The sequence below is a fragment of the Gilvimarinus sp. 1_MG-2023 genome (assembly GCF_030548285.1).
Genome location: NZ_JAUOSC010000002.1, coordinates 37,826 through 55,817, shown reverse-complemented (window position 1 = coordinate 55,817; position 17,992 = coordinate 37,826). Strand labels below are relative to the sequence as shown.

Sequence of the window (17,992 nt, the reverse complement as noted above, 5' to 3'; positions counted from 1 at the left end):
CGCTGCGACAGGATTTAGCCTCTTCTGCTTCTGCAACCGATGGAAAAGAATATGCGAGTAACCACACTAATAAGCGCATTGGCGCTAACCTTAAGTGTTAATGCCTGTGCCAATAATGAAACGGATAACCTGACGGCGAGTATTGCTGCACCGCTTGCCAATCAATCGGGCGGCTGGGCCAGTATCAATCAGGCCGGACAATTAATGATCGACAACGCGGTTGTGGTTGATTATGCCCAGTTGCTCGATACCATGCCCCTAAACGCCACGACTTTGGTGGCAACCACCGTAGGCATTGAGGCGGCAGCGCACGTTTATCGGGTGAGTGATCAAGGCACAGAACTGATAGCGGCTTTGCCGTCGCCGGAATTTTTACCAGAAACTTTGTGTCTGGCTCCGGCAGGTGAGGATCAAGCGGCACTTTTTGTCGTCGATGAACGAGGCAAGGCCGAGCACTGGTTGGTGTCTGTCGGCAATACAATAGAACCGGTCAAAGTACGTGACCTGTCTATTGCTCCCAATAGCATTGCCTGTGATGCCGACCAGCATGGTGGCATATTCGCGGTGGAAGAGGAAGTCGGTATTTGGCGTTACCAAGCCAACCCTGAATTGCCGCCCGGCCGAGAGTTGATTGATTTAGCCGCGCCCCGCGGGCAGCTGCCAGGCGGCGCTGAAGCACTGGCGGTGGTAGGTGACGAAGTCGTTGCGATTGCCGCTGAGAGTAAAGAGGTGTTGGCTTATCGCCAAACGGATGCGGGCTGGGAGGCCACACGTATTGGCCAGTGGGACGGTTTGACTGAGGCCGAAAACCTGCACGCATGGATAAAAGATGGCAAATTGCACTTAGTTGTCCGGGACGATGCCACAGGGCAAAGCGTGCAAAAAACGCTGGACTATCAACCAATAGCCAAGCCAGTAGCGCAAAAAAGTATTGAGGTTGCCCGTGTGCAACCGACGATGCAGACCGAGCCCGTCGAGCGTTTTGGCGATGCGGCGGACGATCCGGCTATCTGGGTTCACCCGAGCCGACCTGCGCACAGCCGTATTCTCGGGACCGATAAAAAACACGGTTTGGCGGTTTACGACTTACAGGGCACGCTGCTGAGCATGCTGCCAACGGGCCGACTGAATAATGTCGATCTGCGCTATGGTTTCGATTTTGGTAATGGTGTGGCCGATATCGCCGTTGCCAGCCAGCGCAATGACAACAGTTTGTCTGTGTACCGTATTCACCCGACTGAGGGTTCGGTAACGCATCTGGCCGAGTTGCCCACCGGGTTGGAGGAAATCTACGGTCTGTGTATGTACCAAAATAACGAGGCGACCTACGCCATTGCCAATGGTAAAAGCGGGCGCTTTGAGCAGTACCGGTTGCACGCTGATAATGGCGATGTTACCGCGACGCTGGCGCGCGAGTTTGCTGTAGCCACACAGCCTGAAGGTTGTGTGGCCGATGATGCCCGCGGTCGCTTATTTGTCGGCGAGGAAGGTTACGGTGTTTGGACGCTCTCCGCCCTGGCCGAAGACCCCGCTCAACTGGAGCTGGTAAAAGGCATTGATGCAACGCTGGTGGCGGATGTCGAGGGTATGGCACTGTATCCGGCGGTGAACAGTCAGTATCTGATTGTCTCCAGCCAGGGTGACAACGCCTATGTGGTGCTCAGCGCGCATGCACCCTATAAGGTTTTGGGTAAATTTAGTGTGGGCAATAACCTTGCGGCGGGTATCGATGCCATTAGCGAAACCGACGGCTTGGAAGTCACCCACCGTTCTTTGGGTAAAGGATTAGAAAAAGGGGCTTTTGTGGCGCAAGATGGGCACAATGTCATACCAGAGCAACCTCAGAACTTTAAACTGGTGCCCTGGCAAGCTATTGCAAAGGAGTTAGAACTCAATGAATAAGCCCGGCAATACCCATTCACTACACACCCCCTACGGGGACGGTGATATCGATGACATCCCGGTTAACCCGAGGTTAACCGGCTCATCGATGGCAGAAACACTGGAACAAATCTCCATATCGCGGCGCTCTGTGTTAACAGGCTCGGCCGCGACTTGCCTGGCGCTTGGCGCCGGGCCTTTTTCGTTGAGCGCCTGCAGCTCATCGGAGTCGCACAATACAAGCGCAGTATTTCGCGACAGCGTGCGCCCCGCCATTGGTTTTAAATCAGTGCCGGTAGCGCTGGGCGATAGCGTCGATGTGGTCACCGTGCCCGAGGGTTACACGGCGCGCCCCTTTTTTAGCTGGGGTGACCCAGTGCTGGCCGAGGCGCCCGCCTGGACGCAAGACGCCAGCGCCGATGCGGCCGCCCAAGCTGCGCAAGCCGGGCAAAACCACGACGGCATGCACTTTTTTCCCTTCCCCGATGCCCCCAACGAGCACGGCCTATTGGTGATCAATCACGAGTACATTAACGATAGCTTGCATCCGCAGGGCCCCAGTGTGACCGAAGGTGCAAAGGGGGAGAAAGTCCGCCCTCTGGCCGAGGTGCAAAAAGAGCAAGCTGCCCACGGCGTCAGTGTGATTGAACTGAAAAAAGATGCTCAAGGCCAGTGGCAGCGTTTGTGGCCATCGCGCTACAACCGACGCTTAACCGCCAATACCCCGATGGAGATTCGCGGTCCGGCAGCCGGTAGCGACGCCATGAAAACCGCCCAGGACCCAACCGGTACCAGAGTGCTGGGCACATTAAATAACTGCGCGATGGGCGTTACGCCCTGGGGCACTTATTTAACCTGCGAGGAAAACTGGAAAAACTATTTCGCCAACCGCGACGAAAAAGACTGGCAGGCGCGCCCGGCACACAAACGCTATGGTATTGCCCAGGGTGAGCACAGCCACTACAACTATTGGGAGTCGGCCGACGATCGCTTTGACGCGACCCCCAATGCCGCTTTACCCCATCAGGGCTTCGTCAATGAACCCAATCGGTTTGGCTGGGTGGTGGAAATTGACCCCTTTGACCCAAATTCGACCCCCATCAAGCGGACCGCTTTCGGGCGTTTAGCGCGCGAAGGTGCCACCTGTGTGTTGGCCGACGACGGCACGATGGCATTTTATTCGGGCGACGATACCCGCGGCGAATACGTCTATAAATTTGTACCCGATGGCCGCTACGATGCCGAGCGCCCGGAGCACAACAAACACTTGCTCGACAGCGGCACGGTTTACTGTGCTCAGTACAACGCCGACGGCACCGGTCGCTGGTTACCGCTGATATACGGTCAAAACGGTTTGGATGCTAGCAAGGGGTTTAGTTCTCAGGCCGATGTGCTGATTAATCTGCGCGGCGCCGCCGATGTGGTCGGTGCCACCTCCATGGATCGCCCGGAGTGGGTTGCCGTACACTCGCAAACCACCGATGGTTATGTGTCTCTTACCAACAACTACAAGCGCGGGGTCGAGCCCGAGCAGCCGCTGAATGCGGCCAACCCACGGGTGGACAATGACCACGGGCAAATACTGCGCTGGCGCGAACACGGGCAAAAGCCCACCGCCACCACCTTTGACTGGGAATTGTTTTTACTGGCGGGCCCGGTGTTGAGTACCATCGATAAAGCCGGCCAAATCAAGCCCCTAGAGGGTGATCGCTTCTCTTGCCCGGACGGCATGTGGTTTGATGGCGATGACCGCCTGTGGATTGCCACCGACTACAACGCACTGGGAGCGGCTTACCAAGGTCAAGGTAGCAATCAGATACTCTGCGCCGACACGGTCACCCGTGAGGTTAAGCGTTTTGCCACCGGCCCCGTTGGTGCTGAGCTGACCGGCCTGACCGGCACTCCCGATGGCACCGCATTTTGGTTTAATGTGCAGCACCCGGGAATTAGCTACCCCAGCAGTGACGGCAAGTCGCGCCCGCGCTCAACCACCATCTTGGTGACCAAAGACGATGGTGGCGTGATCGGTACTTAATGACGACTTAGAGCGAATATTCGTTTTCCTTAGCAGAGCCTCCGGGCTCTGCTTTTTTTTGCCGGTCTAAAACCGACTGCGGATAGATCGCCCCTCGCGCGCCATTTTAAAGGCAGTAGAGACACCAAATAATAAAAACAGAATATCGATAAAACCGAAGCTGGCTTTAAACGCGTTTATTGTGGATTCAAGGCCATATTTTTCCTTCGCAGTTCCGTCGTTAACGCTGTTAATGAGCGCGGCAAGCTGTTCCCGGTTGTCGAGAACCTCTCGGCGAAAGTCGTACAGGTCTCCGCTGCTAATGTCGTCGGGGGAGGTCGCATCCATATAATTGATATCGAATAGATGTTGCCTGAGAATCTGGTCGTTTTCCATCACTTGGTCGTTTTCCAGCACCTCGTCCATTGCTGCCAGAGTTTCTTCGGCATTGTATAAAAATTCGGCACGCTCTTGCGCCGGCATGTTAACGATATTCTCAAAATATTCATCGCTGAGCGCGGATGCCACTATAAACTTGCCACTAATAATCGCTACCAGTGCTAATGTACCGCACAGGTAGCCGGCGTTATCGCCATTGGCGCCAAAATAAATAGCTGCGCTACCGATAAGCCCACCTCTTGCCCAGGCCAATATGCCCAGCTCTATTTGAAATGCCATGGCGACCCAATACCAAGCGAGTGCCCCCACTACAGCTCCGGCACCCGCGGCCATGAGTATTTTATGGGTAGGGGCATCGTTGTAAGAATCAATATCATCCGAATCATCATCCGCATTGTGAGCGCTTTGGCTGCGCAAACCTGCGGACGCGGCTGAGCCCGATAGATTAGGGGACGCTTTAGCGATAACCACGCCGCAATTGGCACATTCTGCTGCCTCAGGTTGCTCCGCCTGGCATTTGGGGCAACTCATATAGCCCTCTGGCAGATCGGTTTGCTCTTCACCAGCGACTTGCGGCGTTTCCTCAGGCTCGGGCCTGTCGATAGGCTCAAGGCTTAGTGTCATCGCCGTGGGTTTGGGCGTCTCTGGGGTGGCCATTGGGGGCGCCTGCGTAATACCGGAGGCCGGGGCTGAATCATTGACACCCCGCACCTCAATTATCAAGCCAATACGCTCCAGTTTGGCTTTCAGGGCGTTGGCCTTGAGTAGTGGCAGAGATTTTTTAATGGTTTTCTGGCCTTTGATGATGGCAGCCGCTTTGCCGTGTTCGATATTGGCCAGACGGGCAAAAGCGTTTACGGCCGCCCGTGGTGAGTGCCCCTGTTTGATTTGGCCGGTACAGTTGACATTATATAGGGGGGCGTCAGACATGCGTCTTCCTTAATATGGTCCGGCGCTGTTCGGAGTGGCCGGGAGTTTCGTTCCGTGATCGGCCCACAATGTGTGCTGATACGCTAAATAAAGAACTAATCTTAGAGAATTAGCGCTGACGCGGCAAAGGGTAATAATGATTTACGCGAAAATTATCACGCTTTAGTCGTGTAAAAAGGGGCGGCAGAGGCGCCGCCCAAGAGGGAGACAATGAATCGGAATATCGCTCAGTAGCGCTCAGCTCTAGTGGGCCTGAGCGACGCTGGGGGTGTCGGTAGGATTGATGATTTTGATATCCACCCGGCGCTCCAGCGCATAGGTTTCATAATCGCCCGCAATCGCTTGAGTGGTGGAAGCGCCGTGGGCATTAAGGTGAATACGCGAAGGTTGGATGCCTGCGCTGAGCAGAGCCTCTTTTACCGCATTGGCCCGATACTGTGACAGTACATTGTTGTACTCATCGGTGCCTCGCGGATCGGCATGGCCATCTAAGCGTACGGTTAACTCTGGGTTGTCCTGCAGAAATACGGCTAAAGTACTCAGCGCTTTTTCGTTGTGCGAGTTGAGTGTGTCTTCGCCAGTTTTAAACATTACTTGCAGCTGCAACTGATCCAGCGTGATGGTTTCAAACTCGCTGATGGTGGTGTTGGCTGTTTGCAGTTGGCGATTCAGAGTGTGTAATTCCTGCTGTGAGGTTAAAAAATCCTGTTCTAACTGCTTTGCTTCTTCATTGTTTTCCATTTGTTCGGTGACGTAAACAGTTCCAATAAAAGCGGCCAGCATCCCGACCGGACCGCCCGCCAGGGCACCGGCTACTACACCGGCGGTGGCAACACCGGCTTGTTTGGTTTCCAGGCTGGCGGCCTGAGACAGTTGTGGATTAAACGCTGTTGTGGCGACAATGGCGCTGGCTAAGATAGCTTTTTTCATGGTGATTTCCCCTGTGTTTGATACGGAAGTTTCGTTGTTTACAGGGTTATTAAACACAGAAAAAAAGGCGCTGCCGTGGGGATAATCTGGCAGCGTGGTGAACAATTGTGGCCAAATATGGCGCGCGGCTTGGGCGAGAAGAGTGGCGCCGTTTACAACAGCCTGTGTTGGCGAGGCTTATGTAAACGGCTATAGAGCCTTAGTGTTAGCGAATAAACCGGTCGAATGGAATCACTGTTACCGTTTCGCCGGCGCTTACCGCACTGCGCTCGGCCTCCAGTACGGCATAAGCATTGGCATCAAGAAACGACGTTAAAACCCCCGAGCCCTGAGCGCCGCCGCTGCGTATCTGATTTACGCCATCGACACTGCTTAGCTGGGCGCGCTGAAAATCTTGCCGGCCAGGGCGCTTTTTGTAGCCGTCAGTGGCGCAGGCGCTAAGTGTTAACGGCGCGGCAACTTGTTCGCCGGCCATTGCACGTAATATGGGTAGCGCTAGTTGGTGCAAGGTCACCATCGACGACACCGGATTGCCCGGCAAACCAAAAAAAACCGCGTTCGCTAAGTGGCCAAATGCGAAAGGTTTGCCGGGCTTAATGGCCACCTTCCAAAAAGCAATATCGCCCAGCTCGTCGAGCGCTGGTTTGACGTAGTCGGCATCGCCCACGGAAACGCCGCCGCTGCACACGATGGCATCGGCCTGGCTGGCTGCCATTTGAAACGCTTCGCGGATCGCTTGTGGCTGGTCGGGCACGAGCCCTATGTCCAGCACTTCAACATCTAGGCGTCGCAACATGGCACATAAGCCGTAGCGGTTACTGTCGTAAATATGACCGGCGGGCAACGCTTGGCCAGGTGCAATTAACTCATCGCCGGTGGATAGCACCGCGACCTTAAGGCGGCGCTTAACCGTTGCTTGGGCCAGCCCTAATGATGCCAGCAGGGCAATGTCCACCGGGCCAAATCGGTGGCCTGCGTTAAACACGACTTGTCCGGCGCGTATGTCTTCCCCGCAGCGGCGAATGTTCTCGCCCGGTTGCGGTGCTGTATGCAGCTGTATTTGCTTGCCGGTGACGAGCGTATTCTCCTGCATCACCACCGCATTGGCACCCGCTGGAATCGTCGCTCCGGTGGTAATGCGCACACATTGACCGGTTTGTAATTCACCGTTAAATGGGTGCCCAGCCAGTGACTGCCCCACTAGGGTTAACGCTTGGTGAGTGTCACCGGCGCGTACCGCGTAGCCGTCCATTGCCGAGTTGTCGTGACTGGGGACGTTAAAGCCGGCCTTAATGGGCGAAGCGCTTATCCGGTCGAGTAATTCGGACAGCGGCACTTGCTCGCGTTCAGCTACCATGGGTGCCGCCGTTCGCATGCGCGTTAGTGCGTCGTCGATCGCTAGTAATTGAGGTTCGTCGCAGCTGGCCATTGCTTGTTCCGGTCGATTAGTCAGAAGTTTCGTACAGTATGTGTCGCGTTAACGGGCCATTGTCGGCCGCAGGCCTATTTTTGGCAAGCGGCCACCGCCGAGTGAGCTAAAGTGCGCGGCCTTGATTAGCGTCAAACTATTGAGTGGCAACCGATACTACACTGCATAAAACTGAACATAAACGGTTGGGAAAGCTATGTCTTTGTATCAAGAGTCGCTTATTTGGGATCAAGCACTGATCGACCGCTATGACCTTAGCGGCCCGCGCTACACCTCCTATCCAACAGCGCCCCAATTTTTGGACGATTTTGCCGAGCAGGAATGGCACGCCGCGGTTGCGCGTAGTAACAGCGAGCAGAAACCACTGTCGCTCTATTTCCACATTCCTTTTTGTGACACCCTGTGCTTTTACTGCGCCTGTAATAAGGTTGTGACTCGCAACCGCAGCCGCGCCATGGCGTACCTGAAAAATGTAGAGCGGGAAATGGCCTTGCAGGCTCAGCTATTTGACCCGCAGCGGACGGTCAGTCAATTGCACTGGGGTGGGGGGACGCCCTCTTATATCAGTGAAGAGGAAATGACCTGGCTGATGCAGGCCACGGCTCGCCACTTTCGCTTGTTAGATACCGATGAGGGGGAGTACTCAGTAGAAATACACCCCGCTCGCATGCCAATTAGCAAACTGGTGCACATGCGCGAACTGGGATTTAACCGGCTCAGTATGGGGGTGCAGGATTTTAACTCTAAGGTGCAAGAGGCCGTCAATCGCTATAACAGCGTGGAGCAAGTCAGCGAATTGATGAGCGTTGCCCGCGCTCAGGGCTACCACTCGATCAGTATGGATCTAATCTATGGGCTGCCTTTTCAAACGCGAGCTAGTGTCACGCAGACGCTCAATCAGGTGATTGATTTGGCGCCGGATCGCCTATCGCTGTTTAACTATGCGCACCTTCCGCACCTGTTCAAAAGCCAGCGTTTAATTAAAACAGACACTCTGCCTCAAGCTGAAGAAAAGCTGGATATATTGCACAGTGCCATCGATCAATTGCAGCGGGCCGGGTATGTATATATCGGTATGGATCATTTCGCTAAGCCCGATGATAGCTTGGTGATTGCGCAACAACAGGGGCGTATGCAGCGCAACTTTCAGGGTTATTCAACTCACGCCGAGTGCGACCTGCTCGCGTTTGGAGTGTCTTCTATTAGCTATTATGGTGGCACTTATGTACAAAATGTCAAAACACTGAATGAGTACCATGCACTGATTGAGCAGGGGCAGCCAGCACTGCAAAAGGGGGTTCGTTTAACTCGCGAGGATCACTTGCGCCGCTGGATCATTAATCAGTTAACGTGTCACTTTGAACTCGACTTTAACGCGCTGGCTCAAAAGTTTGCCGTTCAGCCAGAAGAGCATTTGGCGGCAGAACTGGCCACCCTGCAGCCTATGATTGAGGACGGTTTAATTGAGCGGACCGCGCAGGGGCTGCGAGTGCTTAATCGGGGCCGCTTACTGATTCGCCGCGTGTGTATGGCCTTCGATCAGTATTTGGCGCAAGGTTCGCCAGTTCGCTACTCCAAAGTGATTTAAACCGTTCGCTGTTGCGCGCCGCAAGCCGGCCCGAACAGAGGGAGGTAGGTCACAGCGTTCGGGTATGGCAAAACGCATTCCACTTGGTGCACAATGGTTTAGGAAAAAAGTGGTTAAGTAGCCAGTGTTTTTTTTGACAGCCAGTTTGCAGTTCAGTGGGTAGCCTAGTGTTTGTTATAGAGGTGTTATATGCATGTGTTTGATACTGTGCCGACCGTGTTTCTCGATGCCCAGACCGTTCGGCCAAATGAGTTAGATATTAGTTGTTTAAAACACTGCGCCGAACCTCTAACGTTTTACGCCCATACTCAGCCACACGAATTATTGGCGCGCACCGAGGGCGCCACCTGTATTATTACCAATAAAGTTGAGGTCAGTGCGGATTTTTTTGCCGCGCGCCCAGAGGTTCGTTTGGTGTGCGTGATCGCCACGGGCACCAATAACGTCGATTTAGAAGCGGCGCAAGCCCATGGCGTCTGTGTGGTTAACTGCCGCGGTTACTGCACGCAGTCGGTAGCACAACACGCGATAATGTTAATCCTAATGCTGTTGCGCTCTGCGCCCTCATACCAAAAGCAGGTCCAGCAAGGTGACTGGAGCCAGTCATCTTTGTTCTGTTTGCTGAATGACTCTATTGTAGAAACCTGTGGCCTTACTTTGGGTATTGTGGGTTATGGTGATATTGGTAGGGCTGTACGCACTCTGGCTGAAGCATTTGGGCTGCGCGTGTTAATCAGTGAGCGTGTCGGCCAGACCCCGCGGGCTGGTCGGGTTGCGTTTGACCAGGTGATTGAGCAGGCCGATGTACTGACACTGCACTGCCCATTGACAGATGACACGCGTGGCATGATTAACGCCGAGCGGTTGTCTGCAATGAAAGACAGTGCCGTACTAATTAATACCGCGCGCGGAGCCTTAATTGACGAGCACGCCCTTGCCGCTGCGTTGCGGGCACACACCATAGCGGGTGCCGCTTTGGATGTGCTCACCCACGAACCGCCAGAGGCAAACCATCCCTTGCTCACCGGTATTGTGCCTAATCTCATCCTAACGCCACACAACGCTTGGGCTTCCCGGCAAGCGCGTCAAGTGGCTATCGATCAAACAGCTGAAAATATTGCCACTTGGCGCGAGGGTAGAACGGTTAGGCAAGTGGTGTAACCGAAGGTGGCAGCACTTTTTCTACAAAAATGGTGGTTTGGTTGCTGGGGCTTATCGCCCAGTCAATTTTGCTACCTGCTTGCAAACCAATAATGGCACTGCCCACAGGACTTAATATCGACAATTGATTACTGGTGTCGTTTAGCTCTTGCGGGTACACCAGTGTATAGGTAAATGTTTTACCGGTAGATTGCACAGTAAAAGTGACTAGCGAGTGCATGGTAACAATATCATGCGGTAATTTGTCATCCACCACTAATCTAGCGCGCTCCAATTCATCAAGCAGCTGCTCAGTTATCATATCTTCCGGCATGCTATCTAGTAATGTCGATAGGGTTTGATAAACGACTTTAGAAATAACTAATTTTGGTTTTTTTGCCATGGTTATACCTACTTGTTGTGTTGTTGAAAAAGCCGTCCCTGGCTATTCAGTTAATCCTTTTTCACAGCTTCCTTACGTTCGCGTTTAAGTGCACGTTTTTCTTTTAACGAACGTTTGGCCGGTTTTTTTGCGCTCTTAGACATTGTTTATTCCTCATAAAAATTAAATATTTTTGTCGAGAAACGTGGCTATGCCACTTACCGTCATACAAGGCGATCACCTCCTGTCAATACGTTATGGTTTAATAGTAATGACGCGGTAGCGCATTTGGCTTCCCAATACTGGTATGGCAATCAAATCTCCTACTTTTTTGTTGAGCAATGCCGCACCTAAAGGCGAAAGACAAGAGATAATTCCCTGCTCGGGTTGACTGTCAGCTGGTGTTGTAATAGTTAAGATAAAAATTTCTTTTTCTTGTAAATCTAAAAGAGTGACTTCAGCGTTCATGCCAATCACCTTGCTATTTCTCGGCGTGTTGGCATCACTAGGTTGCCAATCATCCAAAATTGTCGTTAGCGTCATGGGGGCAATGTTTACGCCCCAGGCTCGCAAAACGTAAAATCGGCGCGCACGCTGGTACATTGAGCGAGTAAGCTCAATGCTTGATGAGTTACACATAAAATTTACCGACCTAGGGGCTTACGTAAAAAGTAAAAAATTGATTTAAAGCCGGGTATGCGAAAAAACGAGCGCTAGAAAGCACTCGTTTAAGAGGGGAAGATGGGGGCAAGCCTCCACATCAGAAAAAGTAGCGGAATGTTTTTATGCACAATTAGTCTTTCAAATAAAAAACGTTAGGTTGAGAGTACCTGAGCGATAATTAAAGTCAAGCCTAAGGCCTTGCACCGCTCATGGCTCGTGTTATGCCACCTACTGATTCGAGGGAGTTGATGTACAGATTGTTAAAAGGCGGCTGGATGGTTGATACAGCTGCGCGGGGTGGTAGAGGGGTGCCGCTGCCGCCCACTATACTTGACTAAAACACTTGGGTATTTAACCGGCCGGCGCCTAATGGTAAGATGTCGGCGCGATTTACGTCATTTTTGGAGCAATTCATGACCCCCGCGTTTGATATTGAACCTACAGCCCGCGATTATTTAGCCGATTTGCTCAGGCGACAAAGTGTGGACGCCGCCCGTTTATTTGTGACCGATGGGGGGACGCCACGCGCAGAAACTTGCCTGGCCTACTGCCGCGCAGGGGAAGAAACCGACAGCGATCTCGAAGTTTATGAGGGCGACCTCAAGCTCTATTTCGATAAGCCCAGCCTGCCTTACCTTAAAGGCTTAAAAATTGGACTGCAAAACCAAGGCGAGCAAAAATTGCTTACTATCAAAGCCCCCAATGCCAAAAAACCACAGAGTGTGCAGGGGCGCGAGGTCGTATTCGAGCGCGAGGTTCTTGCCAAGTTGGTACCGTCCGGTGATGATTTAAGCATACCCCCAGGTGCCGAAGCCGCTATAACGCAAGCGCTAGGAGCCAGCTACACATTACTGTATCACGGCAACTTGATCCGTATTGAGGGCAGTGACGCCGACGCTATTGGGCTGGAGGTGAACAACCTAGAATTTGAAGCCCGCCCCGACGGCAAAATCGATGAAGAGCAGGTGTGGCAGGCCCTGGCGCTGGTCTACGACCCCGAAATTCCGGTCAATATCGTCAGTTTAGGTTTAGTTTATAGCATGAATATTGACCAAGCCACCGGTCACGTTGAGGTTGTTATGACCCTAACCGCTCCCGGCTGTGGCATGGGGGATGTCTTGGTGGACGATGTAAAACGCCGCTTGGCGCAAGTGCCTAACGTGGTTGCCAGTAAAGTCGAGCTGGTCTTTGACCCTCCTTGGGATCGCTCCATGATGAGCGAAGAAGCTCAGCTTGAAACCGGAATGTTTTTTTAGCGAATCGCTGGTTATCGCTAGGTATTAAGAGCAGGGTTATTGGGTCAATTTAATGTTTGCTCACTGCTCTGATCTTCGCTTTCGCTGTCTTTTTCTGGCTTAAAGCGGTCTTGTACCCACTGTCGGACTTCTTTGCGTTTCTTACGTGATGTCATTTGCTCTGTATAAATATTGCGCGGTTGTAAGCTCGCATTGTTATTGCCTTCGCGAATACTAAAGCTGCGCCTAACACCAATTAAGTTTTGACTGGGGCCGTGGGTTACCGCAATACATATTTCAATGTTGCGGCTTTTCTCAATCGCTCCTGGAACGAGCGCCTCTTCGGTGCTCTCAGATTTATCTCCTCGAAGGATTTCTTTAAAGCTACCCAATACAACATACCCGCCAGGCTGCAGTGGCCCTTCACGTAAAGTGTCTTCAACATGTTTATCTTCCGGCGAGTGACGCTGGTAATCGGTAATAAAGCGTCGCCTAACGCCATTCTCAGTTTCAATATAGGCAACGATGCTTTGTATATGAACTGGCTCTTTGCTCATATTGACAAACATGCAAGGTGAGCTGGGCCCATTGCTGTGCGCCTGGTGAATAATCATATAGGGCCGGTTAGAGCGGCGAAAATTAAAGTAAAAAAACTGCAAGTAAATAAACCATATAACGGTCATTATCACGTTACTGGCGGCACTGATCCAATCAATATTCAAGCCGAATTCTCCTAGTCTAAAATTAGGTGGTTTATATGTTGCGCTAATATGTCAGGGAATTAGCTATCAACTAGCTCGCATTTCTGGTGACCATCCTCGGTTTGGATAATAGTTTGTCGCTCCATTTCTGAATTTATCTCAGCGCCTAGTAAAACAATGTAAGAAGATACAAAGGTCCACATCTGTAAAATCACTACGGCTGCGAGTGAGCCATAGGTTTTGTTGTAACTATTAAAATGGCTGACATAATATGAGAATGCCGATGAAGCGAGCAGCCAAAGGCAAATAGCGACAACGGCGCCAGGGGTGACCCAGCGCCATTGCGGTGTAGGTCGGCTGGGAGCGTAGCGATAGATAATCGCTAAAGAAATCAATAAAATCCCCGCCAATACGCCCCAGCGAATGACTCTTAACGTTAAGTCCATAGGCTCTGATAGATTTAGTGTGGTAAGTGCCGCAGGTAAGCCCACCACCAGTGCCGAACAGGCAATAGCTAGTAAAATTCCACCGGCTGTGAACACTAAGGTAAGCAGTGTTTTATGTACATAGCTTCTTGAACTCTTGCTCCCGTAAGCGATATCTATTCCTTCAATCACGGCATTGGCGCCTTTTTTAGCGCTCCATATTGCTAGTAAAAAAGAAACCAATGCACCGATACTTAGAGTAGAGGGCGAGCGATTCGCAAGTTCGCTTAATTGAGTGGACAATAAGGCGTGGGCTTGTTCAGGCAGTGCTGAGGTAAGTTGGTCTAATTGCAGTTGAACGGTTTCAGCATCGACCGCTAATCCGTAGATAGATATGATGGCTGCGATGGCAGGAAAAATCGCTAGAAAGGAGTAAAAAGTAACTCCTGCGGCCACAATAGAAATATGGTTGTGTGTAAGTTGCCCTTTAATCCTAAATAAAATGCTCTTCCAGCATTTTTTGGGGATTTCCGTTGGCGAATTAAGCGTGTGATTATCTTCAGAATGCTTGTCATCCACCATCATTGTTTATCCTAGCTTAACGATATTATTGGTTGATTCGAAAGTAATCTAATAATTATCGGTTAGTGTTTTCTAACCCAGTCGCCACGGTTAGATTTAGTGTATGAGTGTTTAACGGCAGACCATGCCACTTTATGGGCGACTGTTTCGCGATCGTCATTTCCTTTACGGTCAGAAGGCCTAGCATAAGTGTTCCATGCGTTGTTAAAGGCCTCTTGATATATCTCTTGTGCATGGTTGGGTAGTACGTCTTGTACCGAATCGGGAAGATCGTTCAGTTGACGGTAAGGCATGATTTTCTCCTTCAATCAGAATTTAAAATAGGGATGACTTAAAGACATAGGTGGATTCTTAAGCATCAAATGTTCCATATTATTTATCCATTCAAACACTTTATAATTCGCATCGTTGAGAAGAAAATTGAATATTTAATGAAATAACTACAAATTGGATGTATTAATTTCACGCTATATGGGGTGAGGGGAGGTGGCGGTACATATTTCAAGTTTAATTTCTGTTGAGTAAGCCCTGTGATTGCCTACCCAGTAATGCTTGCCTTTAATCTAAGGCGGTAGGTGATTATTGTCTTATTGTTTGCACCTTCTGAGTTGATTTGTCGGATGGCTTTATTTTCTTGGCACGGTTTCTGCGTTTCTAGCCACACATTGTATGAATATTTGTGAGGTTTTATATGTCTATTTACTCTTATCTAAAAAAAGACCATGAGAATATTAAAAACTTGATGGACAGAATTAAAGTTCTGGGGGCTGATGATTCTCCCGAGCGAGTTAAGCTTTTTAATCAATTAAAAGAGGTAATCATTGTTCACAGTAAAGCCGAGGAAAAAGCATTCTATGATCCTCTTAAGGATTATTCAAAAACCCAAGATGAGGTGAGGCACGGTGAAAATGAGCATCAGGAGACGGAGAAATTGTTGACTGATTTAACCGATTCATCGTTAACTGGAGAGGCGTGGTTTAAAAAGTTCTTAGTGTTGCAAGAAAGTCTTGAGCATCATATAGAGGAAGAGGAGCGCGATGTCTTTTACGATGCTAAAAAAGTACTTGACGGTGGACAGGCAGCGTTTATGGAAGCTGCTATGAGAACTGAGAAGCAACATCAAGAGGCCGATCAAACAATTGTTAAGCGTCCCAATCGCTGAGGTAGATATCTAATGAGTATTGAGGAAGAGTCATTTCCACCTCAACATCAAGAGCATCAGCCTGGTAAAGAGCAAGGCATGGACCCGCTTCCTGAATCTTTTATGCAAGCTTATAAGGCGGCAGGAAAGTTAAAAGGCAAAGTCGCACTCGTCAGTGGTGGTGATAGCGGTATAGGCCGGGCTGTTTGTATCGGATTTTCGAAAGAAGGAGCCGATGTAGCGTTTATTTACAAGGAGGAGGATCAAGATGCTGAAATAACATGTCAACAAATTCGAAAAACAGGAAGGCAGGCATTGGCAATAAAAGGTGATATTGCAAATGCCGAATTTTGCGCCGGTTGTGTGCGAAAAGTGGTGGCTACTTTAGGTGATTTAAATATATTGGTTAATAATGCCGCCGAGCAGCATGTTCAGGATTCTATTCGTGATATTTCTGAAGAGCAACTTCGTCGAACGTTTGACACCAATGTGTTTGGAGCGTTTTTTCTATCGCAGGCCGCGCTCGAGCAGCTCAGTGAAGGCGATAGTATTATCAATACCACATCCATCGTCGCCTATCGGGGCAAAGCCGTACTCTTGGATTACGCGGCGACAAAAGGCGCATTAGTCGCCCTTACACGTTCCTTGGCTGACAATTTAACCGAACGAAGAATACGCGTGAATGCTGTTGCGCCTGGCCCTATTTGGTCGCCATTAATACCGGCTTCTTTCAGCACCGAAGAGGTAGAAGGCTTTGGTCAAGGTTCCCCTATGGGGAGAGCCGGTCAGCCCGATGAGGTCGCTCCCAGTTTTATATTTTTGGCATCACCAGATGCCAGTTACATGACTGGGCAGGTGCTGCATCCCAATGGCGGCACTGTCATCGGTGGGTAAGTATCCAAAGATTCAATGTCGAGGTGAACCCAATGAAACTTGTAAAAATCGAAACCCCCCAGATTTCTCACTATGCCTATATGCTTGCCGATGGCCCAGAAGCTGCGGTGATCGATCCCAGTCGGGATATTGATGAGTATTTAAAAGCCGCGAATTCGGTCGGTGCTCGTATTAAGTATGTGATAGTTACTCACCGACAAGAAGACTTTGTGTTGGGCTCGGCGCATCTGGCTGAGGTAACCGGTGCCGAGATTATTACCGGCGATCATGAATTGTTTGGCCATGGCGATAAACGCTTGGCAGACGGCGAGTCATTCACTTTGGGTGACCTCACTATAAAAGCCCTGCACACGCCAGGTCATACGCCCGAGAGCTACTCTTACGCAGTGTTTGCCCCGCAGAATCCTCATAGTGCTTGGGGCGTGTTTACCGGTGATGCTTTATTTTTTGGTACAACCGGGCGTACCGACTTGCCCGATGCCGATAAATCCATCGAGTATGCTGAACTTCTGTACGACTCCGTACACAACAAAATCGCCGAATTAGGCGATACTGCACTGATTCTGCCTGCCCACGGCCCAGGCTCGGTATGTGGTAGTGGCATGGCTGACCGGACATCTTCCACCCTGGGGGATGAGAAACAATACAACGATGTGTTTACTCTATCTCGTCAAGAGTTTGCTCAAAAGAAAGGCGGCGAAAGCCTACCGCGACCACCATTTTTCCGGCATATGGAAAAAGTAAATTTAGACGGCGGACTCGCCCCGCGTGTGCCATTTTCCACAGCGTTACTGACCGCCCAAAACATAGCGCAAAGGCCCAAGGACTCCATCTTGCTGGACTGTCGCGATCCCGAAGGTTTTGCCGGCGGCCATATTCCCAATAGCTACAGTGTGTGGCTGGGTGGTATGCCGGTGTTTGGCGGCTGGCTGGCCGATTATCAATCCACTGTGTACCTGGTGGCCGATCGCAACCAAGACATTGAACAGGCGGCAGCACACTTAAGTCGCATTGGCATTGATGGTGTCGCAGGCGGGCTTGCCGGTGGTTTTGGCTCGTGGCGCAACACGGGGCAACCGCTAGAAACCTCGGGCGTGGTAACCCCGCAACAGCTGAATCTCGCCGGTGAAGCACTGCAGGTGCTCGATGTGCGCGAGCTAGATGAGTACAACAGTGGCCATATTCCCGGCGCGCGTCATATGTATGTCGGGCACTTACTGCAGCACCTTAATGAGCTGCACCTACACCCTGAAAAGCCCATTGTCGTTACTTGCGGTGTCGGTCACCGTGCGGGCGTCGCTGTCAGTATTCTTTTACGAGCAGGCTTCAAAGATGTGCGAAATTTATTAGGTGGGATGAGTGCGTGGCAATCCTTGAGGCTTCCGGCCGAAACGGAAAATGCTTTTTCTGAAAGGCGTGCGTCATAACGATCAGTGTCTAAGTCGAGCTACTCACGTCCCGACGGCACCCTAATGAGTGCCGTCTTCCTTTAACCAGGTCGTGAGTGAGCTCTTGTCTGAAATTTTCAGTTTTGGTATCTCAGCGCCAAATGCGTTAGTACCCTGGTGGGTGATAACACCTGTATCGATCAGTGCATAAGTTGGCAGGGAGTCACCAAACAATGAGTCAGCGCATAGGTTTTTCTTATTCGAACAGAA

General features: G+C 51.1%; 16 protein-coding genes. 8 read left to right on the top strand and 8 right to left on the bottom strand.

The genetic code is table 11. From position 1 onward, the window contains the following. Positions 1-51: 51 nt before the first annotated feature. A complete protein-coding gene (locus Q4563_RS03210; protein ID WP_303603574.1) occupies positions 52-1,902 on the top strand; it encodes a phytase in 1,851 nt (616 codons plus the stop codon). Next, complete coding sequence (locus Q4563_RS03205) at positions 1,895-3,916, top strand: PhoX family protein (RefSeq protein ID WP_303603573.1); 2,022 nt, start codon at positions 1,895-1,897, stop codon at positions 3,914-3,916. Before Q4563_RS03210 ends, Q4563_RS03205 begins: the two co-directional genes overlap by 8 nt. Before the next feature lie 66 nt (positions 3,917-3,982). Here the strand turns inward: Q4563_RS03205 and Q4563_RS03200 are convergent, their stop codons facing one another. The 3 genes from Q4563_RS03200 to moeA all read right to left on the bottom strand — a co-directional run bounded on the left by Q4563_RS03200 (position 3,983) and on the right by moeA (position 7,583). Next, positions 3,983-5,224 carry a hypothetical protein gene (locus Q4563_RS03200; RefSeq protein ID WP_303603572.1) on the bottom strand — a complete coding sequence of 414 codons (1,242 nt, stop codon included), beginning with the start codon at positions 5,222-5,224 and terminating at the stop codon, positions 3,983-3,985. 243 nt (positions 5,225-5,467) lie between these two features. Next, on the bottom strand, positions 5,468-6,154 hold the full coding sequence (locus Q4563_RS03195) for an OmpA family protein (RefSeq protein WP_303603571.1): 687 nt from the start codon (positions 6,152-6,154) through the stop codon (positions 5,468-5,470). A 205-nt stretch (positions 6,155-6,359) separates the two neighbouring features. Beyond that, on the bottom strand, positions 6,360-7,583 hold the full coding sequence (gene moeA / locus Q4563_RS03190; protein ID WP_303603570.1) for a molybdopterin molybdotransferase MoeA: 1,224 nt from the start codon (positions 7,581-7,583) through the stop codon (positions 6,360-6,362). A gap of 196 nt (positions 7,584-7,779) precedes the next feature. Between moeA and hemN the strand changes: the two genes are divergently transcribed. Beyond that, the gene (gene hemN, locus Q4563_RS03185; protein WP_303603569.1) at positions 7,780-9,171 is read left to right on the top strand and encodes an oxygen-independent coproporphyrinogen III oxidase; all 1,392 of its coding nucleotides are present in this window, start codon (positions 7,780-7,782) and stop codon (positions 9,169-9,171) included. A gap of 189 nt (positions 9,172-9,360) precedes the next feature. After that, positions 9,361-10,332 (top strand): D-2-hydroxyacid dehydrogenase, encoded by a 972-nt coding sequence (locus tag Q4563_RS03180; RefSeq protein ID WP_303603568.1) that lies wholly within the window; start codon positions 9,361-9,363, stop codon positions 10,330-10,332. On the opposite strand, the gene rnk is transcribed toward Q4563_RS03180, so the two are convergent. Together rnk and Q4563_RS03170 are read right to left on the bottom strand one after the other, a co-directional pair. After that, the gene (gene rnk, locus Q4563_RS03175; protein WP_215977017.1) at positions 10,316-10,714 is read right to left on the bottom strand and encodes a nucleoside diphosphate kinase regulator; all 399 of its coding nucleotides are present in this window, start codon (positions 10,712-10,714) and stop codon (positions 10,316-10,318) included. The genes Q4563_RS03180 and rnk overlap by 17 nt on opposite strands. A 234-nt stretch (positions 10,715-10,948) precedes the next feature. Further along, a complete protein-coding gene (locus tag Q4563_RS03170) occupies positions 10,949-11,236 on the bottom strand; it encodes a GreA/GreB family elongation factor (protein ID WP_215977018.1) in 288 nt (95 codons plus the stop codon). Positions 11,237-12,078: 842 nt separating this feature from the next. Here Q4563_RS03170 and sufT point away from each other — a divergent pair. Continuing rightward, positions 12,079-12,612: a putative Fe-S cluster assembly protein SufT gene (sufT, locus tag Q4563_RS03165; protein ID WP_303603886.1), complete on the top strand. Its 534-nt coding sequence runs from the start codon at positions 12,079-12,081 to the stop codon at positions 12,610-12,612. 44 nt (positions 12,613-12,656) lie between these two features. Here the strand turns inward: sufT and Q4563_RS03160 are convergent, their stop codons facing one another. From Q4563_RS03160 to Q4563_RS03150, 3 genes are read right to left on the bottom strand one after another with little or no spacing between them, the layout of a single operon-like run. Next, positions 12,657-13,313 carry a hypothetical protein gene (locus Q4563_RS03160; protein WP_215977020.1) on the bottom strand — a complete coding sequence of 219 codons (657 nt, stop codon included), beginning with the start codon at positions 13,311-13,313 and terminating at the stop codon, positions 12,657-12,659. Between the two features lie 59 nt (positions 13,314-13,372). Continuing rightward, a complete protein-coding gene (locus Q4563_RS03155) occupies positions 13,373-14,302 on the bottom strand; it encodes a YihY/virulence factor BrkB family protein (protein ID WP_303603567.1) in 930 nt (309 codons plus the stop codon). Positions 14,303-14,361: 59 nt separating this feature from the next. Continuing rightward, positions 14,362-14,592 (bottom strand): ChaB family protein, encoded by a 231-nt coding sequence (locus tag Q4563_RS03150; protein WP_303603566.1) that lies wholly within the window; start codon positions 14,590-14,592, stop codon positions 14,362-14,364. A gap of 398 nt (positions 14,593-14,990) precedes the next feature. Between Q4563_RS03150 and Q4563_RS03145 the strand changes: the two genes are divergently transcribed. The 3 genes from Q4563_RS03145 to Q4563_RS03135 are packed head-to-tail and all read left to right on the top strand — an operon-like array spanning position 14,991 to position 17,761. Then, positions 14,991-15,461: a hemerythrin domain-containing protein gene (locus Q4563_RS03145; protein ID WP_215977023.1), complete on the top strand. Its 471-nt coding sequence runs from the start codon at positions 14,991-14,993 to the stop codon at positions 15,459-15,461. Positions 15,462-15,473: 12 nt separating this feature from the next. After that, a complete protein-coding gene (locus Q4563_RS03140; RefSeq protein WP_303603565.1) occupies positions 15,474-16,334 on the top strand; it encodes an SDR family oxidoreductase in 861 nt (286 codons plus the stop codon). 32 nt (positions 16,335-16,366) lie between these two features. Next, the gene (locus Q4563_RS03135; protein ID WP_303603564.1) at positions 16,367-17,761 is read left to right on the top strand and encodes an MBL fold metallo-hydrolase; all 1,395 of its coding nucleotides are present in this window, start codon (positions 16,367-16,369) and stop codon (positions 17,759-17,761) included. Positions 17,762-17,992: the final 231 nt, after the last annotated feature.